The sequence below is a fragment of the Duganella sp. FT27W genome, from assembly GCF_009295655.1.
In the GTDB taxonomy this organism is placed as follows: domain Bacteria; phylum Pseudomonadota; class Gammaproteobacteria; order Burkholderiales; family Burkholderiaceae_D; genus Rugamonas; species Rugamonas zoogloeoides.
In genome coordinates this window covers 669,885-690,990 of sequence record NZ_WHIV01000004.1, presented here as the reverse complement: position 1 = coordinate 690,990, position 21,106 = coordinate 669,885, and the positions used below count along the sequence as shown (strand labels likewise).

Annotated in this window: 4 protein-coding genes; 2 read left to right on the top strand and 2 right to left on the bottom strand. The window is 67.9% G+C overall.

What is annotated here, in order from left to right; translation table 11 throughout:
* Nucleotides 1-71: 71 nt before the first annotated feature.
* Entirely contained in the window at nt 72-2,564 is a 2,493-nt protein-coding gene (locus F8197_RS20150) for a PepSY domain-containing protein (protein WP_373996920.1), read from the top strand.
* A 27-nt stretch (nt 2,565-2,591) separates the two neighbouring features.
* Here the strand turns inward: F8197_RS20150 and F8197_RS20145 are convergent, their stop codons facing one another.
* Nucleotides 2,592-3,635 (bottom strand): histone deacetylase family protein, encoded by a 1,044-nt coding sequence (locus F8197_RS20145; protein WP_373996919.1) that lies wholly within the window; start codon nt 3,633-3,635, stop codon nt 2,592-2,594.
* Nucleotides 3,636-3,651: 16 nt separating this feature from the next.
* A complete protein-coding gene (gshA, locus tag F8197_RS20140; protein ID WP_152883325.1) occupies nt 3,652-5,253 on the bottom strand; it encodes a glutamate--cysteine ligase in 1,602 nt (533 codons plus the stop codon).
* 258 nt (nt 5,254-5,511) lie between these two features.
* On the opposite strand from gshA, the gene F8197_RS20135 reads away from it, so the two are divergent.
* A complete protein-coding gene (locus tag F8197_RS20135) occupies nt 5,512-21,021 on the top strand; it encodes an Ig-like domain-containing protein (protein ID WP_152883324.1) in 15,510 nt (5,169 codons plus the stop codon).
* Nucleotides 21,022-21,106 lie beyond the last annotated feature (85 nt).

Here is a 21,106-nt window from a genome sequence, read left to right as displayed (position 1 = left end):
CCCGCCATGCACCAGCCGATCCATCCGATCCTCGCCATTTCCGTTGTTTTTGCTGCCGGGAAGGTGGCCCTGTGAAAAAGCTCTGGTTCCAGCTGCACTGGTTTGTCGGCATCACCGCCGGCACCATCCTGATCCTGATCGGGCTGACCGGTTCGATCCTGTCGTTCCGCGAAGAGCTGCTCGACTTCCTCAATCCCGGCGTGCGCAATATCGCGGTGCAGAATGCGCCGGTGCTGACGCCACCGCAGATCGCCGCTGCCGCCAAGGCCCTGCACCCGGATGCGCGCATCGCCAGCATCATCATCTATTCGGAGCCGGGCAGCACCGCGCGCGTGGGCCTGGCGCCCGCCAAGGGCGAACAGCGCGGCGAGGCGATCTTCCTGAACCCGTACACCGGGGCGCTGCTGCCGCCGCTGCATTACGACGAAGTGTTCGAGTGGGTCGATTCGCTGCACCGCCACCTGCTGCTGCCGCGCGACGCCGGCCGCATCGCACTTGGCATCCTGGCGCTATGCCTGCTGGGACTGTCGCTGAGCGGCCTGTATTTGCGCTGGCCGCGCCGCGCGGGCGACTGGCGCGCCTGGCTCAAGCTCGATCTGCGCCTGAAAGGCCGCTCGTTCCTGTGGGGCCTGCACTCGGTGGTGGGCACCTGGATGATGCTCGGTTACGTGATCTTCACACTGACCGGCGTGTACTGGAGTTTCGACGTGGTGCGCAGCACGGTCGATGGCTGGCTCGGTGTGACGCGCGTGGCGCGCGAAGTACCCGGTCCCAAGCCGGCCAAGGGTGTCAAGCCGCCGCCGGTGGACCTGGCCGCCAGCTGGGCCACGTTCGAAGGCGCCGCGCCCAACTGGCGCATGGCGTTCCTGCGCATACCGGAACGCGCCACCGCGCCGCTGCAAATCGTCTGGACTGCCAAGGATGCGCCGCACGTGCGCGCGCGCGGGCGCATGGCGCTCAACCAGCAGACCGGCGCCATGATCAAGAACGAGCCGTACGCGGAGATGACGGTGGGCGGCCAGGCGCAGGCGTCGATCTATGCGCTGCACGTGGGCAGCTTCTTCGGCATGCCGGGCAGGATCGTGATGTTCCTCATCAGCCTGGCCTTGCCCGGCTTTGCCATCACCGGCTGGATGTTGTACCTGAACCGGCGCAAGCAAAAACGCAGCGCCGCCGCCGAACGCAAGAAATTTGCCGCCGGCGGCGCCGGTACGGTCGCTGCGGGTGCGGACGCCGTTTTGCTGGCCTACGCCAGCCAGACCGGTGCGGCCGAGCGCCTGGCGCTGCAAAGCGCGGCGGCCCTGCAGGCGGCCGGCGTGGCGGTGCACGTGCATTCGCTGGAAAAACTGACGCCGCCGCAGCTGGTCAAGTACAAGCGCGCGCTGTTCGTCGCCAGCAGTTTCGGCGAGGGCGAGCCACCCGACGCCGCGCGCCGTTTCAACCGCCTGCTGCACACGGCCGCCGAGGAGTTGCAGCACATGCAGTACGCGGTGCTGGCGCTGGGCGACCGCAACTACGCGCAGTTCTGCGGCTTCGGCCACGCGCTCGACGCGCGCCTGCGCACCATGGGCGCGCAAGCGCTGCATCCGACCATCGAGGTCGATAATGGCGACGCCGGCGCGCTGGCGCGCTGGTCGGGCACCTTGCATGCGCTGATCGGCGGCTCGGCTTCGGATGCGCCGGAACTGGCCTTGTCCGCAGCCGTGGCCGATACCGATTACGCCAGCTGGCGCATCGTCGGCCGCAAGCTGCTCAACCCGGGCAGCGTGGGCGATGGCCTGTACGAGATCACCTTGTCCGGCGACCCTGCGGCCGACTGGCGTCCCGGCGCGCTGGCCGATATCTGGCCTGGCCATTACACGCCGGCCGGTGCACCGGTAGCGGCAGTGTCGCCAGAGATGCAGGCCGCATCGCCAGCGGCACAGGCAACGCAGGCAGCCGCATCGACGCCGGTAGCGCCGCGCCGCTATTCGCTGGCCTCGCTGCCAAGTGATGGCGTGCTGCAGTTGCTGGTGCGCCAGGTGCGTTATGAAGGCGCGTCCGGTCCCGCGCTGGGCCTGGCCTCGGGCTGGCTCACCGACGGCGCCCAGGTGGGCGACGAAGTACGGGTGCGGTTGATTGCCAATCCGGCGTTCGACATGCACGCCGAGGCGCGGCCGGCGATCTACATCGGCAACGGCTCCGGCATGGCCGGTTTGCGTTCGCACCTGCGGGCGCGGGTGCAGGCCGGGCAGCAGCGCAACTGGCTGATCTTCGGCGAGCGCCAGCGCGAGTTCGACAGCATCTGCGCGCAGGAGATCGCCGGCTGGCGCGCGGCAGGCATGCTGCCGGAACTCGACCTGGTGTTTTCGCGTGACGTGACCGGCGGCGAGTATGTGCAGGACCGTATGCACGTGCGCGCCGACGTGCTGCGCGACTGGATCGCCGAGGGCGCAGTGCTGTACGTGTGCGGCAGCTTGCAGGGCATGGCGGGCGGCGTGGATGCGGCGCTGGAAGAGATGATCGGCCGCGCCGCGCTCGACGACCTGATCGAGACCGGTCGTTACCGCCGCGACGTCTATTAAGTAAAAAGTAAAAACGGGACGGCGCGGTTACAGCGCCGTCTCGAACCCTTCGAGCACGTTCACCACGTTCACGCCCAGCTCTTTGACCGCATAGCCGCCTTCGAAGATGAACGCGGTGGGCAGATTCAGGTATGCCAGCCGCTCGCCAATCTTCAGGTAATCGGCGCTTTGCAAGGCAAACCGCGACAGCGGATCGCCCGCGAACGTATCGACCCCCAGCGACACCACCAGCGCGTCCGCGCCGAAGCTGCCCAGGCGGATGCAGGCCGTCTCCAGCGCCGCAAACCACGCCTTGGCCGAGCTGCCCTGCGGGAGCGGTAAATTCATGTTGAAGCCGTGGCCCGCGCCGTCGCCGCGCTCGTCGGCGTGGCCGAGGTAAAACGGGTATTCGCTGCGCGGGTCGGCGTGGATCGAGACGAACAGCACGTCGCTGCGGTCGTAGAAAATGCTCTGGGTGCCGTTGCCGTGGTGGTAGTCGATGTCGAGGATGGCCACCTTGCGGGCGCCATCATCGAGCATGTGCTGCGCCGCCAGGGCGGCGTTGTTGAGGAAGCAGTAGCCGCCGAAAAAATCCTTGCCGGCATGGTGGCCGGGCGGGCGGCTCAGCACGAAGGCGCCGCGTTCGCCCAGGCGCAGCGCGTGGGCGGCGTTGACCGCGCAGTCGGCGCCGGTCTTGGCGGCGGTCCAGGTGCCGGCCGTCAGTGGCGTGCCACTGTCCATCGAGTACAGGCCCATGCGGGCCGTAAAATTGTCCGGTTCGATGTCGTGGCGCAGCGAGCGCACCGGCCAGACCGAGGGGAAGGCGTCGTGTCCGGCATTGGCCGGGTCGAGTGCCAGCCACTCGCTCCAGGCGGTGCGCAGGAAGTGCAGGTAGCGCGGTGTGTGGATCCGTTCGAGCGACATCAGCGGCACGCCCTGCGGCGTGACGATGCGGCCCAGGCCGCGACGGCCCAGTTCGGCCAGCACCGAGTCGGCCCGTTCCGGCTTTTCAAAGCACGGCACCAGGGCGCCCCGGAAAAATTCGTGGCGGCCCCGGTGTTGGGCGTGCAGCTCGTTGTAGAAAGTTAGCACGCTCGGGCCTCGGTGTTCAGTCGCAGCCGGGAGTGGAGTGGCACAGGTTGCTGTTGCGGTAGGCGGCCACGTAGTCGTCGAAAGCGATGCGTGGCGCCGCTTCCATGGCGGCCTGCTCGGCCAGCGATTCGGCCGCCATGGCGTCCAGCGCGGCGGCTTCCGCTGCGCCCGGGGCCGCGCTGCGGAAGTACGCGGCGTGCTTTTCGCTCTGGGCCAGGCCGAAGGCGGCAAACGAGTTGCCGTGTTCGCGCAGGGCGACCAGCACTTGCGCCGACGGCGTGAGCGACGGGTCGGCCAGCTTGGCCGCTTGCGCGCGCAGGCTGTCCGCGTGGGCGGTGTCGCCGCGCAGGCTGTCGAGCAGCTCGGCGGCCGGGCGGATGCGTTCGAGCAGTTCTTCGCCCCATTGCGCCAGCGCGACCGGGCCGTGGTCGCCGTCGAGCAGCAAGCCCGGGCGGCGGCCTTCCTTGACCGTGCGCGCAAAGTTGGCGGTGTGGCGCGCGCCTTCTTCGGGCGTGATGGCCGGGCTTTCTTCCAGTGCGCAGAACAGCAGGAAGGCGTCGAGCAGGCGGCCCGCTGCCACACTGATGCCGACCGGTTCGAACGGATCGACGTCCATGCAGCGCACTTCGATGTATTGCACGCCGCGCGCGCACAGCGCCTGGATCGGCCGCTCGCCGGTCTGGATCACGCGCTTGGGGCGGATGGTGGCGTAGTACTCGTTTTCGATTTGCAGCACGTTGGTGCTGAGCTGTATCCACTCGCCGTCGCGCTTGGTGCCGAGTTCGGCATAGGGCGCATACGGCTGGTTGACCGCGCGCGTCAGCGCCGCCACGTAGCTGTCGAGGCAGTTCTCGTGCGGGCGCAGGCCGGACTGGGCATCGTTCTGATAGCCGAGGTCGCTCATGCGCAGGCTGGTGGCGTACGGCAGGTACAGGGTGTCGTCCGACAGTTGTTCAAGCTGGTGCGGGCGGCCGCGCAGGAAGCCGGCCGACAGTGCCGGCGAAGCGCCGAACAAATACATCAGCAGCCAGCTGTAGCGGCGGAAGTTGCGGATCGTGGCCAGGTAGGCTTCCGATTGATAGGCCTTGGCGCCCAGCTGCTTCGGATTCGGTTCGTTCTCGGCCAGCACGCGCCACAGCCGCTCGTCGAGCGAGTAGTTGTAATGGATGCCGGCGATGCATTGCATGGCCTTGCCATAGCGCAGCGCCAGGCCGCGCCGGTATACGTGCTTGAGCGTGCCCAGGTTGGACGTGCCATACCAGGCGATCTCGATATCTTCCTCGGCCGGCAGCGCGCACGGCATCGACTGGCTCCACAGCAGTTCGTCGCCGAGCTTGCTGTACGCGTAGCGGTGGATGCTGTCGAGGCTGGCGATGGTGGTGGCGATGTCGGACTGGGCGGGGGTGATGAATTCCAGCAGGGTTTCAGCGTAATCGGTGGTGATTTGCGGGTGCGTCAGGGCGGCGCCGAGAGCGACCGGGTGACGGGTGCGGGCCAGCTGGCCGGCGCCGTCCACGCGCAAGGTTTCCCGTTCGATGCCGCGCAAACCGCCTGCCAGCACGGCGCGGTGTTTTTCATCGGCCAGCAAGGCCAGGCGTCGTGTCAAAAGAGTTGGCAATTTGTAATCCTTTTAAGCAAATGCAGTAAGAGCTATTTTGGTGCTGAGAGTAACCGAAATTGGCCAACCCCGCCGAAACCCATCGAAAACGCCGGGAAAAGAAGAGCATTTTAACAAAATGCGTAACAGAAATTATGTGCGCCAACGGACGCCGGCATTTGCCGCACCGGACAAAGTGTTTGGCAGACAGGAAAATTTCGTGATCGCTTTGAAGCTACCCATAATCGTTCCTGTAGCGTAACTTTTTGGAGTAGCAAAATGAGCCAGCGTCAATACCACTCGGTCCTGTTTATCGATGCCCGCGTTGCCGACGCCGGGGTGTTCCTGACCTCTGCAAGCGCGGGGGTGCTGGTGGTGCAATTGGCGCCGGAAAGCGACGGCGTGCAGCAGATCGCTGCCGCGCTGGCCGGCCTGGAAGGGCTCGATAGCATCCAGATTGTCTCGCACGGCGCCAGCGGCCAGTTGCAGATCGGCGACACCGTGCTCGACGCCACCAGCCTGGCAACCCATGCGGCCGCGCTGGCCGAGTGGGGCGGCGCGCTGCGCGCAGGCGGCGACCTGCTGTTGTACGGTTGCGACGTGGCCCAGGGCGACACCGGCGCCGCCTTCATCGACGCGCTGGCCAGCCTCACCGGCGCCGACGTGGCCGCCTCTACCGATGTGACCGGCAGCGACGTGCTGGGCGCCAACTGGGTGCTGGAAGCGGCAACCGGCAGCATCGAAGCGGCCAGCGCCGTCTCGGTGCAGGCGCAACAGGACTACGCCCACACGCTGGCGCTGGTCAACAACGGCAACCCCGGCACCCTGACCTTCAACACCAACAGCAACGTTACGCTGCTCAATGCCACCGGCCTGGCTGCCGGCACCGTGGTCAATGTCACCAACATCCTGAATACCGGCCTCGACTTGTATGCCCAGAGCGGCGGCCTCAGCAACAGCAGTGTCACCGTCGTCAATGCCAATGGCGTGCTGGGGCTGACCGACGACCGCCTGACCATCAACGGCTCGCTGCTCTCGCCGGTCAGCTACGTGGACCTGCGCGCCAACAGCGGCGTGTTCGACCTGACCAGCATCAAGATCGGCAGCGGCAATGCGGTCGGCAATTTGCTCGGTAACGTGGTGTTTACCGTCTATGCGCTCGACGCCAACTTCCAGCCCACCGGCGGCGGCCAGTCGGTCACCGGCTTGATCATCAACGAAGACGGCTTGCTTAATCTGGGCGCGGCCGCCAATTTCAAGGGCATCTTTGGCGTACGCATCGTCAACCCGCTCGGCTTTGAAGTCAGTATCGACGATGTGACCGTAGCCAACGCCCGCGTGGCGCCGTCGATCACGTCGGCCGGGTACAACGCCAGCACCGGCGTGCTGACCGTGACTGCTGCCGGCATCAACGCCGGTGACAGCATCGATCCGTCCAAGCTCAGCCTGACCGGCCAGGGCGGCAGCTACACGCTGACGTCGCCGCTGGTGACGGCCGCCAGCGGCACGTCGTTTGCAATCACGCTCAACGCTGCCGACAAGCTGGCCCTCGGTGGCGTGCTCAACAACAACGGTGGCACCGCCGTCAGCGGCGTCGGCTTCAACCTGTCGGCCGGGCTGAACTGGGACGTCAGCCGCCCCAGCGGCCAGGATCCTACCGGCAACCCGGTCACCGTGAGCAACGTGGCGGCGCCCACCATCACCGGCGCCACCTACGACGCCACCACCCATGTGCTGACCGTTACCGGCAGCAACCTGGTCGGCACGCTGGGCGCGGCCAACGACATCACCGTCAGCAAGCTCTCGCTGCGCGGCGAAGGCGGCGTTGCCTATACCCTCAACACTACCGGCAACGTGGAAGTGACCAGCGCCACGTCGTTTTCGGTCACCCTGACCGGCGCCGACGTGGCGGCAATTGCCGCGCTGCTCAACCGCAACGGCACCGCGGCCAGCGGCGGCGCCACGTACCAGCTGACGGCCGGCGACGACTGGAACAGCGTGGTCACCGGCGGCGATATCGGTGTGACCGGGGTGGGCATCGCGGTGTCCAACGTTGCCAACAGCCCGCCGACGATCACCGGCGTTTCGATCGGCAATGTCAACGACAATGCCACCATCAACCCGTTCGCCAACGTCAATGTCGCCGACATCGACGGCGACAACGTCAGCCTGACGATCAACTACACCGCCGCCAACGGCGTGCTGTCGGGCGCGGGCCTGACCGGCAGCGCCGGCAACTACACGCTCAGTGCCACCTCGCCGGCAGCGCTCAGCGCGCAGCTCAAAGCCTTGACCTTCACCCCGACCGACAACCAGGCCGTGGTGGGCGCCACCGTCAACACCACGTTCTCGCTCACCGCCGTTGATGCCAACGGCTTGTCCAGTGCGGTCAACACCGGCACCGTGGTCAGTGCGCTGTCGGTCAACGACGCCCCGGTCGTTACCGGTACGGTAAGTGGCCAGGCGGTGGCTGCGGGCGGCACCGTGCGGCCGTTTGCCAATGTCGTCATTGCCGATCCCGACACGGGCAGCTCGGTGATCCTCACCATCACCGTCACCAACACCAACAGCAATCTCGGTACCTTTACCGCCGCGTCGGCCGCTGCTGCCGGCTTTGTTACCACCGATGGCGGCCTGACCTACACCCACACGTCGACCGCTCCCGGTGCCGCCCAGGCGGCGTTGCAGGCGCTGGTGTACCAGGCGGCGCCCGGCCAGGCCGGCACCGCCACGCTGGCCATCGGCGTCAACGACGGCCATGTCATCGTCAGCAACAGCGTTACCACGGTGCAGTCCAGCGTGCCCAGCGCCACCACCGCGCTGGCGGTGGCGTTTTCAAACGACAGCGGCATCAGCAATACCGACCTGGTCACCAATGTGGCCGCGCAAACCATCAGCGGCACCCTGTCCGCGGCCCTGCAAAGCGGCGAGCAGGTGCAAATCTCGCTCGACAACGGTGCCACCTGGGCCAATGCCACTGCCAGCGTGGGTAACACCGCCTTCACCCTGGCCGGCCAGACCCTGACCGGCGCCGGCGTGCTGCAAGTGCGGGTAACCAATCCCGGCGGCAGCAATACGCCATACAGCGTCAACTACAAGCTCGACACCACCGCGCCCACTACCACCGGCGGCGCCGTGAGTTTCTCGTCAGACAGCGGCGCCAGCAGCACCGACCTGATTACCCGCACCGCCCAGCAGACCGTCAGCGGTACGCTCACCGCCGGCCTGGCCGTCGATGAACGCGTGGAAGTCTCGTTCAACAACGGCACCAGCTGGACCACCGCCAGTTCCAGCGCGGGCAGCACCGCCTGGAGCCTGGCCGGCGTCACGCTTACCGGCAGCAACACCATGCAGGTGCGGGTCGTCGATGCCGCCGGCAACGCGGGCACTGCCCATGGCACCGCCTATGTGCTTGACGTCACCGGACCCACGGCCACCCTGAGCACCAGCGTCAACGTGATGGGCGCGGGCCAGAGCAGCGCGATCACGGTGTCGTTCTCGGAGGCGCCGTACGGCCTGTCGCTGGCCAGCTTTACCGGCGTCAACGGTACCGTGTCGAACCTGCAGGCCACGGCCGATCCGCGCGTGTTTACCGTGGACTACTCTCCCAACGGCGGCCTCGGTGGATTACTCGGTGGCGTGCAACTGGTGGCCGGCACTTATACCGACATTGCCGGCAATGCCGGCGGGGCGGGGTCGGCACTGGGCATCTCGATCACGCTGGGACCGACGGTGGTCATCACCAGCGACAAGGCCGCGCTGAACGCCAGCCAGACGGCCAACCTGACCTTTACCTTCAGCGCCGTACCGTTCGGCTTTGACGCGACCGACATCGTCGCCACCGGCGGCACCATCAGCAACCTGGTCAACCAGGGCGGCGGCGTGTACACGGCGCTGTTTACCCCGGGCGCCAATATCACGGGCCCGGCCTCGGTCACCGTTATCGGCGGCAGCTATACCGACCTGCTCGGCCTGTCGGGCGGCAGCGGCATTTCTCCGGTGATCGCGGTCGATACCGTGGCGCCCACCCTGGCCATCACCAGCCCGGCCACGTCCCTCAAGCTGGGCGACACCACCACCGTGGTGTTTACCTTCAGCGAAGCGCCGCTCGGCTTCGTGGTGGGCGACGTGCAGGTCGCCAATGGCGTGCTCAGTAACTTCGCGGTCACTGCCAATCCGCTGATCTACACGGCGCAACTGACGCCCAACAGCGGCGTGGCCTCGGGCGCGGTCACCTTGACGGTGAACTCGGGCACGTACACCGACGCCGCCGGTAACGGCGGTACGGCTGCCGTGTCGGCGCCGATTGCCATCGACACCGTGGCGCCGGTCACCACCGGCGCCAGCGTGACCTTCTCGGCCGACAATGGCCCCAGCAGCACCGACCTGGTCACCAATGTCGCTGCGCAAACCGTCAGCGGCACGCTCAATGCCGCGCTGGTGTCCGGCGAAACCGTGCAGGTGTCGCTCGATAACGGCGCCACCTGGATCAATGCCACCGGCACGGCCGGCAGCAACGGCTGGAGCCTGGCCGGCGTCAATCTGGCCGGCAGCAACACCTTGCAGGTGCGCGTGGCCGATGCGGCCGGCAACCTCGGTCCCGTCTCGAGCACCGCTTATGTGCTCGATACCACGGCGCCTGCCGTGGTGGTGACCAGCAATACCGCCGTCCTCGGCGTGGGCCAGAGCGCGGTGCTCACGTTCACCTTCACCGAGGCGCCATTCAATTTCACGACTGCCTCGCTGGCCGTGACCGGCGGCGTGGTCGGCAGCTTCACCTCCACTGCCAATCCGCTGGTGTACACGGCCGTGTTTACGCCGACGGCCGGCCAGTCCGGCGCCACCGCCAGCGTGTCGGTCAATGCCGGCGGTTACATCGACAACGCCGGCAATGCGGGCCAGGCCGGCGCCCCGGCGAGCTTCGCCGTCAATACCAGCGTGCCCACGCTGACCATCACCAGCAACGACAGCGCCCTGGCGATCGGTGACACCGCGCAGATCACGTTTACCTTCAGCAACGCACCGACCGGCTTTACGGCTGCCAGCATTGCCGCCGGCAATGGCACCTTGACCGGTTTCACCGCCACCGCCAATCCGCTGGTGTACACCGCCCAGTTCACGCCGACGGCCGGCCTGGCAGCAGCCACCGCTTCGGTGGTGGTGGCTGGCGGCGCTTACAGCGACGCGTTCGGCAACAGCGGCAGCGCCGCCGCCTCGCTGCCGATGGCCATCGATACTCTGGCGCCCACGCTCACCATTAGCAGCGGCAGCGCCGCGCTGGGTGTTGGCCAGACCACGCAGGTGACGTTTACCTTCAGCGAAGCGCCGGTCGGCTTCGACGCCACCACGATCACCGCCAGCGGCGGCACCTTGAGCGGCCTGGTCGCCACTGCCAACCCGCTGGTGTACACCGCGCTGTTCACGCCGACCGCCGGCATCCAGGGCGTCAACGCCAGCTTCGCGCTGGCGCCTGGCGCTGTCACCGATGCCGCCGGCAATGCCGTCGGTACCCCTGTGCAGCCAACCCTGGCCATCGATACCCAGGCGCCCCTCGCCGTGGCCAGCAGCGCGGTGTTCTCTGCCGATAACGGCATCAGCGCCACCGATCTGCTCACCAATGTCGCTGCGCAAACCATCAGCGGCACGCTGGGCCAGATCCTGGGCACGGGCGAGACAGTGGAAGTCTCGCTCGACAACGGCGCCTCCTGGACTGCCGCCATCACCAGCGGCACGGCCTGGACCCTGGCCGGCCAGACGCTCGCTGGCAGCAATGTGCTGCAAGTGCGCGTGACTGATGCCGCCGGCAACCACGGCGCCGTCTATGCGCGCTCGTATGTGCTCGATACGGTCGCGCCTACCGCGACCATCGGCGCCAGCACCACCGCGCTCAAGGTCGGCGAAACGGCCACCATCACCATCAGCTTCAACGAGGTGCCGGTGGGCTTCACCAACGCCAGCCTGGCTGTCACCGGCGGCACCCTCGGCACCTTGACCGCCACCAGTGACCCGCTGGTTTATACCGTGGTGTTCACGCCGACGGCCGGCGTCAACAACGGCAGCGGCACGGTGCAGGTGATCCCCGGCAGCTACACCGACAGCGCCGGCAATGCCGGCCTCGGTGCCGCGATCCCGACGATTGCCATCGACACCCTGGCGCCGACCACCATCGGTGGCGCCGTCAGCTTCTCGAGCGACACCGGCGCCGCTGGCGACCTGGTGACCAGCGTCGCCGCGCAAACGATCAGCGGTACCCTGAACGCCAACCTGGCCACCGGCGAAACGGTGGAAGTCTCGCTCGACAATGGCGTGACCTGGGTGGCAGCGACTGCCACTGCTGGCGCCAGCGGCTGGACCCTGGCCGGCCAGACCCTGTCGGCCGGCTTCGGCCAGCAGGTGCAGGTGCGCGTGTCCGACGCCGGCGGCAACCATGGCGTTGCGACCGGCTTCGGCTACACGTTGGACAATACCGCGCCGACGGTACAGGTCACCAGCAGCCTGACCGCGCTCAACAGCGCCGATACGCCGCTGATCACGTTTACCTTCAGCGAAGCGCCGGTAAGCTTCACCAACGCCAGCCTGGCCGTCAGCGGCGGGGTGCTCGGCACTGTGACCGCCACCGCCAATCCACTGGTGTACACGGCCGTGTTCACGCCCACCCCTGGCCAGGCGGCTGGCACGGCGACGGTTGCCGTGGCGACCGGCGGCTACACGGATGCTGCCGGTAACAACGGCGTGGGCGCCAGTACGCCCACCATCAACTACAACACGCAAGCGCCCGGCGTGGCGATCAGCAGCGATGTCACCACGCTCAACGGCAGCACTACGGCCACCATCACGTTCCGCTTCAGCACCGTGCCCACTGACTTCACCGATGGCGATGTGGTGGTCATGGGCGGAACCTTGAGCGCGATTAGCATCGACGCCGGCAATCCGCTGGTGTACACCGCCATATTTACGCCTGGGGCCGGCGAGGTGCTGGGTACGATCACCATCGCCGACGGTGCTTATACCGATGGCGCGACCAGCGGCCTGGGCGCCAGCCTGGCGCCGATCGTCATCGACAACGTGGTCCCCACCCTGGCAATCACCTCCGACACCGCCGTGCTCAAGGCCGGCGCCACCGCGCTGATCACGTTCACCTTCAGCGAGGCGCCGGTCGGCTTGACGCTGGCCAGCCTGGGCGCCACCGACGGCGCATTCAGCAACCTGGTGCAAACCGCCAACCCGCTGGTGTACACGGCGGTGCTGACGCCGTTTGCCAGCGTGGCGGCAGGCAGCGCCCAGATCACCGTGGCGCAGTTCACCGACCTGGCCGGTAATATCGGCACCGTCAATACCCCGCCCGCGATTACCATCGATACCGTCGTGCCGCTGACCACCGGCGCCAGCGTGACGTTCTCGGCCGACCACGGCGCCAGCGGCACCGACCTGGTGACCGATACCGCGCTGCAGGATATCTCCGGCACCCTGTCCGGCGCGCTGGGGGCAGACGAGTTGGTGGAAGTGTCGCTCGATAACGGCATCACCTGGCAGGGCGCGGTTGCCGCGCCGGGTACCAACACCTGGCTGCTGGCCGGACAGACATTGAACGCCGGCAGCAGTGCAGTGCAGGTACGCGTGAGCGATGCCGCCGGCAACCACGGCCCGGTGACCGCGTACGCCTATACCATCGACACCACGGCGCCCACGGTGGCCATTACCAGCGCTGCCACCAGCCTGCGCGACGGCCAGTCGGCGCTGATCACGTTCACCTTCAGCGAGGCGCCCACCGGCTTTGTCCAGGCCGACCTGATTCCGACCGGCGGCACCCTGAGCAACTTCACGGCCACCGCCAACCCGCTGGTGTACACCGTGCTGCTCACGCCAACGGCAGGCTCGACCGTTGGCGCCAGCGTCAGCCTGGCCAACGGCCTGTACACCGATGCTGCCGGCAACCTGGGCACGGGCGGCGCCCTGCCATCGATCACGGTCGATACCGTGGCGCCATCGCTGACCATCGATACCAGCACCAGCAGCCTCAAGGCGGGCGAGACCGCCACCATCACGTTTACCTTTACCGAAGCGCCGGTGAGCTTCACGCTCGGTGATATCAGCGCCGCCAACGGCACGCTCACCAACTTCAACGCGAGCGCCGACCTGCTGGTGTACACCGCGACCTTCACGCCGCAGCCGGGGCTGGCAGGCGCCAACGTCTTCATCAGCGTGGCGCCGAATGTGGTGGTGGACGCCGCCGGCAATATCGGCACCGGCGCCAGCAGCGCGCCGATCGCCATCGACACGCTGGCCCCCGGCATCACCGGCGCGTCGGTCGCCTTCTCGGCCGACAATGGCGTCAGCAACACCGATTTGATTACCGACACTGCCGCCCAGGTCATCAGCGGCACCCTCAACGGCGCGCTGGACACCGGCGAACGGGTGCAAGTCTCGCTCGACAATGGCGCCAGCTGGCTCACGGCCGTCGCCACCTCCGCCACGCAATGGGCGCTGGCGCTGCAAGTGCTGCCCGATAATGGCGGCGCCGGCGGCACGGTGCAGGTACGCGTGGCCGACGTGGCCGGCAACACCGGCCCGGTGTTCTCGGCCAGCTATCTGCTGGACCTGGTGGCGCCCACCATGACGATTGCCAGCAGCACCACCGTGCTGCGCGACGGCGAAGTGGCCTCGTTTACGTTGACCTTCAGCGAAGCGCCGGTCGGCTTCGATGTCACCGACCTGGTGGCCATCAACGGCACCCTGACCAGCTTTACCGTCACCGCCGATCCGCGCGTGTACACGGTACAACTGACGCCTGACGCAGGCCTGGCCGGCGCCGGCGCTTACGTCAGCCTGGTGGTCGGGCAGTACACCGACGCTGCCGGCAATCTTGGCGCGGGCTTCACGTCGGCGCCGATCGCGGTCGACAGCGCCCCGCCCGTGCTGCAAATTACCAGCAACGCCGGCATCCTGGCGCTGGGCCAGCAGGCCGTGATCAATTTCAGCTTCAACGAACTGCCGGTCGGCTTCGATATCGGCGATATCGTGGTCACCGGCGGCACCATCAGCGGCTTCGCCCAGACTGCCAATCCGCTGGTGTATACGGTGATTCTCACGCCCGACCAGGGCGTGGCCAACGGCACCGCCAGCATCACCGTGGCCGGCGGTTACACCGACGTGGCCGGCAATCCGGGCGGCCTGGCGTCGATGACGCCGATCAGCTACAGCACGCTGGCGCCCACCACCATCGGTGCCTCGGTGGCATTCTCGAGCGACACCGGCATCAGCGGCAGCGACCTGATTACCAACAATCCGCTGCAATCGATCGCCGGCACCCTGAGCGCCAACCTGGCCGCCGGTGAAACGGTCGAAGTCTCGCTCGACGGCGGCGCCAGCTGGAGCGCCGCCGTCACGCCGGCCGGCGGCAACGCCTGGGCGCTGCCGGCGCCGGTGCTGCTGGCCGGCGCAGGGCAGGTATACGTCCGCGTCAACGACGCTGCCGGCAACCATGGCCCGGTCTGGTCGTCGGCCTACGTGATCGACACCACCGCGCCGACCGTGGTCATCACCAGCGATCTGACTACGTTGTCGGCCGGCCAGAGCGCCAATCTCACCTTTACCTTCAGCGAAGCGCCGCAGTTCTTCACCGCCGCCAGCCTGACCGTGGAAGGCGGCACCGTCAGCGGCCTGGCGGTTACCGCCAACCCGAACGTGTACAGCGCGGTGTTCACGCCCGCTGCCGGTTACAACGGCGCCGCCAACGTATCGCTGGCGCCGGGCGGCTTTATCGACACCGCCGGCAACGCCGGCCTCGGTGCCGCCGCGCCGACCATGCTGGTCGATGCGGTGGCGCCAAGCCTGGTCATCACCAGCAGCAGCGCCCAGCTCAAGGCCGGCGACACGGCGGTGATCACCTTTACCTTCACCGAAGCGCCGGTGGGCTTCGGGCCCGATGATGTCAACGTGTCCAACGGCGTGCTGTCGGGCCTGACCGCCACCGCCAATCCGCTGGTGTACACGGCGCTGTTTACCCCGAGCGCCGGCGTATCCGGCGCCAGCGCCGCCATCGGCGTGGCAGCTGGTGGTTACACCGACCTGGCCGGCAATCCCGGCACCGCCGCCGCCGGCGTGCAGATCCCGGTCGATACGCTGGCGCCGGCGGCATCCGCGATCGGCTTCCCGCGCTTCTCCGCCGATACGGGCGTGAGCAACGCCGACCTGGTGACCTCGGTGGCAGAACAGACCGTCAGCGGCCGGCTGTCGCTGCCGCTGGCGGCCGGCGAGAGCGTGCAGGTCTCGTTCGACAACGGCGTCACCTGGCAGACCGCCACGGTGGCCACCAATGGCGCCGACACCACCTGGTCGCTGGTACATATCCTGACCGGCAGCGGCGTGCTGCGGGTGCGGGTGGCCGACACCTTCGGCAACCTCAGCCCCGAAACCTTCAACAACTACACGCTCGACCAGAGCGCGCCCACCGTCACCATCACCAGCAACTTGGCGGTGGCCAACGGCGTCGATGGCGCGGTCATCACCTTCACGTTCTCGGAGCCGCCGGCCGGCTTCTCGGCTGCCAGCGTGGCAGTGACCGGTGGCGCGCTGGGGGCGGTTACCGCCACCGCCGATCCGCTGGTGTACACCGCCGTCTTCACGCCGCAGGCCGGCGTGGCGGCCGGCACCGCCAGCATTGCCGTCACCGGCGGCTACGCGGACACCGCCGGCAACAGCGGTGCGCCGGGCAGTATTCCGTCGCTGCAGATCGATACCGTGGCGCCGGTTGCCACCGTTACCGGCGGCGTGCAGTTGTCGAACGATACCGGCACCCCGGGCGACCTGATCACCAATGATCCGCAGCAGACGCTGAGCGGCACGCTGTCGGCGCCGCTCGCTGCCGGCGATGTCGTGCAAGTGTCGGTCGATGGCGGCCAGACCTTTACCGCCGCCACCGTCACCGGCACCGGCTGGACCCTGGCCGGCCAGACGCTGGCCGCCAGCGGCACCCTGGTGGTGCGCGTGGCCGATGCTGCCGGTAATTTCAGCGCCGCTGTCAGCACGCCGTACACGGTCGATACGGTGGCTCCAACCGTGGCCATTGCCAGCAGCAGCGCAGTGCTGTTACCGGGCCAGAGCACCACGCTCACCTTTACCTTCAGCGAGGTGCCGCAAGGCTTGACGGCCGCCGCCCTGACGGTCACCGGCGGCACCGTGAGCGGCTTTGCCGTCACCGCCAACCCGGCCGTGTACACCGCCGTCTTCACGTCCGACCCGGGCTATACCGGCGCTGTCGGCGTCACCGTGGCCGCTGGCAGCTACAGCGACACGGCCGGCAACGCCGGCACCAGCGGCGCGTTGCCGGGACTGGTCGTCGATGGCATTGCGCCGACGCTTGCCATTACCAGCGACGTGACGGCGCTCAAGGCGGGCGACACCGCGCTGATCACCTTCACCTTCAGCGAGGCGCCACAGGGCTTTACCGCCGAAGATATCGTGGTGGCCAACGGTGTGCTGTCCGGCTTGACGGCTACCGATAATCCGCTGGTGTACACCGCGCGGTTCACGCCGGACGCCGGCCTGGCCAGCGGCAACGCCGCCATCAGCGTGGCGGCCGCCGTGTATACCGACCTGGCCGGCAATGGCGGCCTGGGCGCGGTCGGACCGCAGATCGCCATCGACACCCTGGCGCCGCTGACCGTCGCCATCGGCGTGCCCGGCTTCTCGGCCGACACCGGCGCCAGCAATACCGACCTGGTCACGTCGGTGGCTGCCCAGACCGTGCGCGGCAACCTGTCGGCGCCGCTGGAGGCCGGCGAGCGCGTGGAAGTGTCGTTCGACAACGGCGCCAACTGGCAAACCGCCACGGTGGACACCACCGGCGCCGCCTGGACCATCGACCACACGCTGGCTGGCAGCGGCGTGCTGCGGGTGCGCGTGGCCGACGCCTTCGGCAATACCGGTCTCGAAAGCGCCACCGACTACGTGCTCGACCAGAGCGCGCCGCTGGTCACGCTCAGCAGCGATGTCGCCGCCATCGGCGCCGCCGGCACGGCCGTCATCACGCTGACCTTCTCCGAAGCCCCGGCCGGCGTCACCGCCGCCAGCTTGAGCACCACCGGCGGCACCATCGGCGCCCTGGTCGCCACTGCCGACCCCACCGTGTACACCGCCGTCTTCACGGCCGAAGCCGGTTACAACGGCGCGGTCGGCGTGGCGCTGGCCGCCGGCAGCTACACCGACGTGGCCGGCAACCCCGGCGTGGGCGGTGCGTTGACGGGCCTGGTGGTGGACACCATTGCACCGACCCTGGTCATCACCAGCAGCACCGACGCCGTCAACAGCGCCGGCACCGCGCTGATCACCTTTACCTTCAGCGAAGCGCCGCTGGGCTTCGACAGCGCTGCCATCGCGGTCACCAATGGCGCGCTGTCGGGCTTGACGGCCACCACCGACCCGCTGGTGTACACGGCGGTGTTTACGCCCACCGCCGGCGTGGCCAGCGGCACTGCCGCCATCACGGTGGCCGCTGCCGCCTACACCGACCTGGCCGGCAATGGCGGCATTGCCGCCACCGGCCCGCAAATCGCCATCGACACGCTGGCCCCGCTCGCAGTGGCCAGCGGCAGCCCGCGCTTCTCGGCCGATACCGGTGTCAGCAGTACCGATCTGATCACGTCGGTGGCGCAGCAGACTGTCAGCGGCGACTTGTCGCTGCCGCTGGCAGCCGGCGAAGCGGTGCAGGTATCGTTCGACGACGGCGCCACCTGGCAGGTCGCCACGGTCGCTGGCACCGGCTGGTCGCTCGACCACACGCTGACCGGTAACGGCGTGCTGCAGGTGCGCGTGATCGACGCTGCCGGCAACACCAGCGCCGCCACCGTCAACGCCTACGTGCTGGCGCAGGCAGCGCCCACCGTTGTCATCACCAGCAACGTGCCGGTGGCCAACGGCGTTGAGCCAGCCATCATCACCTTCACCTTCTCGGCCGCGCCGGTGGACTTCACTGCCGCCAACGTGGCGGTCACCAGTGGAACCCTGGGGCCGCTCACCGCCACCGCCGACCCGCTGGTGTACACCGCCACCTTCACGGCGCCTGCCGGCGTGCCGGCCGGTACCGCCACCATTGCCGTGTCGGGCTTTAGCGATGCCGCCGGCAACAGCGGCACCAATGCCACGCTGCCATCGCTGCAAATCGATACCGTGCCGCCGGTGGCAGCGGCAACCGGCGCCATCGGCTTCTCCACCGACAGTGGCACGCCTGGCGACCTGGTCACCAACAATCCACGGCAATCGCTGAGCGGCGCGCTGTCGGCGCCGCTGGCCGAGGGCGACGTGGTGCAAGTCTCGATCGACGATGGCCGCACCTGGGTCACGGCGATTGCCATCGGCCAGGCCTGGACCCTGGACGGCCTGACCCTGCCCGAGAACGTCAGCGGCACCCTGGTGGTGCGGGTGGCCGACGCTGCCGGCAACGTCAGCGCCGCCCAGAGCGTGCCTTACCTGGTGGACACGATCGCCCCGACCGTCACCATCACCAGCAGCGCCGCCGCACTGGTCGAAGGGCAGGGCGCCACGCTGACCTTCACCCTCAGCGACGCTGGCGTACTCAACGTGTCCAACATCATCGTCACCGGCGGTACGCTGACCAACTTCACCGGCAGCGGCACCACCTACACCGCCACGCTCACTCCGACCGGCACGGCGCCGGTCTCGATCGGCGTGCCGGGCCAGCTGTTTACTGATGCGGCAGGCAACACCAACAGCGCTACCGTGCCGCTGGTGTTGCCGGTCAACAGCGGTACGGTGGCCACGGTCGATGGTGTCGATGTACGCACCCAGACCGGTGTCGATGATCGCACCGGCCTGATCTCGCGCACCGTGACGGTGCCGGTGGTCAGCACCGTCCGCAACGAAGATACCGGCACGCCGCACGCCACGCTGGCCGACATCCCGCTCGGCATCGCCCCCAATGCCGACGGCGTGGGCAGCACCCTGACCATCAGCGTGCCGGTGGGCGTGGGCTTCGAGTCCACCGGGCCGTCGGTCCTGCTGGCCGGCGCCATGGCGGCGACCGACCTGATCGGCCGCATCGACGACCATACGGTCGTCAGCAGCACCCGCACCGCGATGGAAGACCAGGCGCGCCTGTTCCTGGCCAGCCAGGATGCCAATGAACTGCAACAGAACGGCACCTTGCGCATCTCCGGTAACAGCACCATCAACGACACCTGGCTGCTGATCGCCGGCGACACCTCGGTGCAGGCCGGCACCCTGGCCGCCGCGCCGGGACCGCGCGCCGGCGCCCTGGCTGCTGCCGCTGCCGTGATCGACCCCAACACCGAGATCGCGCTGGTGATCGATGCGCGCGGCCTGTCCGGCGTGGGCCTGCAGATCGACAATCTCGACTTTGGCGCCATCGTCGGCGCGGCGCGCGTGCAGGGCGGGGCAGGCAGCAACTTCCTGATCGGCGACGACGCCGCCCAGCACATCACCCTCACCGTGGGCTTCGACAACGACACGCTGTACGGCAACGGCGGCGACGACATCCTGGGCACCGCCGGCGGCAACGACTATCTCGACGGCGGCGATGGCGACGATATCCTGTTCGCTGGCGCCGGCAATGACGTGCTGGTGGCGGGCGCCGGCAACGACGTGCTGCAGGGTGGCCGCACCGACAGCGGCCAGTGGCGCTTCACGCTCAAGGCCGATGGCACAGTGCTAGGCACGCACGAATCGACCCTGCTTGGCGTCACGCAAACCATCGCCACGTCCGAGCTCAACATGAGCATCCAGCAGCTGGGCTTTGTGGCTGCCGATGCCGTGCGCCTGGAAACGCTGTCGCTGCTGTACCACGCGGCGTTCGACCGCGCGCCCGACCTGATGGGCCTGACGTACTGGACCAACCAGGCCATGACGGCCCAGCAGTACGCTGGCGCCTTCCTGGGCCAGGTCGAGGCGCGCGATGGCCTGATGAAGCTCGGTAACGCCGACTTCGTCTCGGCCCTGCTGCGCAACACGCTCGATCGCGAACCGACTTCCGGCGAACTGTCCGGCTTCGTGGCGCGGCTGGACGCGGCGCCCGGCGACGTCGGCGTGCGCGCTGCCGTGCTGACCGATATCGCCAACAGCGACGCCCACAAGGCCCTGTGGTGGACCGCCGACGGCATGGACCTCGGTGGCCGCACGCTGGACCAGGAGCATGGCTGGCTGGCCGGCTCCGGCGACGACCGGCTGGTGGTCGGTAGCGGGTCCAACCTGCTGGTCGGCGGCGACGGCACCGACACCGCCGTGTTTACCGGCGCGGCTGCCAGCTACCAGGTAGTGCTGGCCAACGAAACCGTCTATGGCGACAACGGCGCCGACCTGATGGTGGGCCAGGGCGTGGGCAGCATGAATACCGTGCGCCAGATCGAGCTCGGCGAATTCGACGGCAAGGTGTTCGACCTGTCCTTCACCCAGGCCGCCACGTCCACGCTGCGCGAAATCGGCATGTTGTACCAGCTCACGCTCGACCGCGCTGGCGACCTCGAGGGCTTCCAGTACTGGCTGGCGCAGAACACCACCGGCGCCACGCTGGCCCATGGCTTCACGCAGTCGGCCGAGTTCCAGCGCTTGTACGGCACGCTCGACGACGCCGCCTTCGTGACTCAGTTGTACCGCAACATCACCGACGCGGCGCCCGATACGGCCACGCTGGCGCGCTGGGACACTTACCTGGACAACCACAGCCGCGACGAAATGGTGGCGCAACTGGTGGTCGATGCGACCCTGGTCGGCATCCAGAGCGGCGCCAACGGACTAGCCCTGGTCGGTTACTGGTAACTTGATATTCTGAATGAGGAGACAGGACTTTTGCTGGAGGAGACAGATACCTAAAGTAGGTAAAAGGTGGTGAAAATCGCCGGGT

Bases quoted from the DNA above. Each gene is read 5' to 3' on its own strand.
- F8197_RS20135 (WP_152883324.1), top strand. From the start codon at position 5,512: ATGAGCCAGCGTCAATACCACTCGGTCCTGTTTATCGATGCCCGCGTT.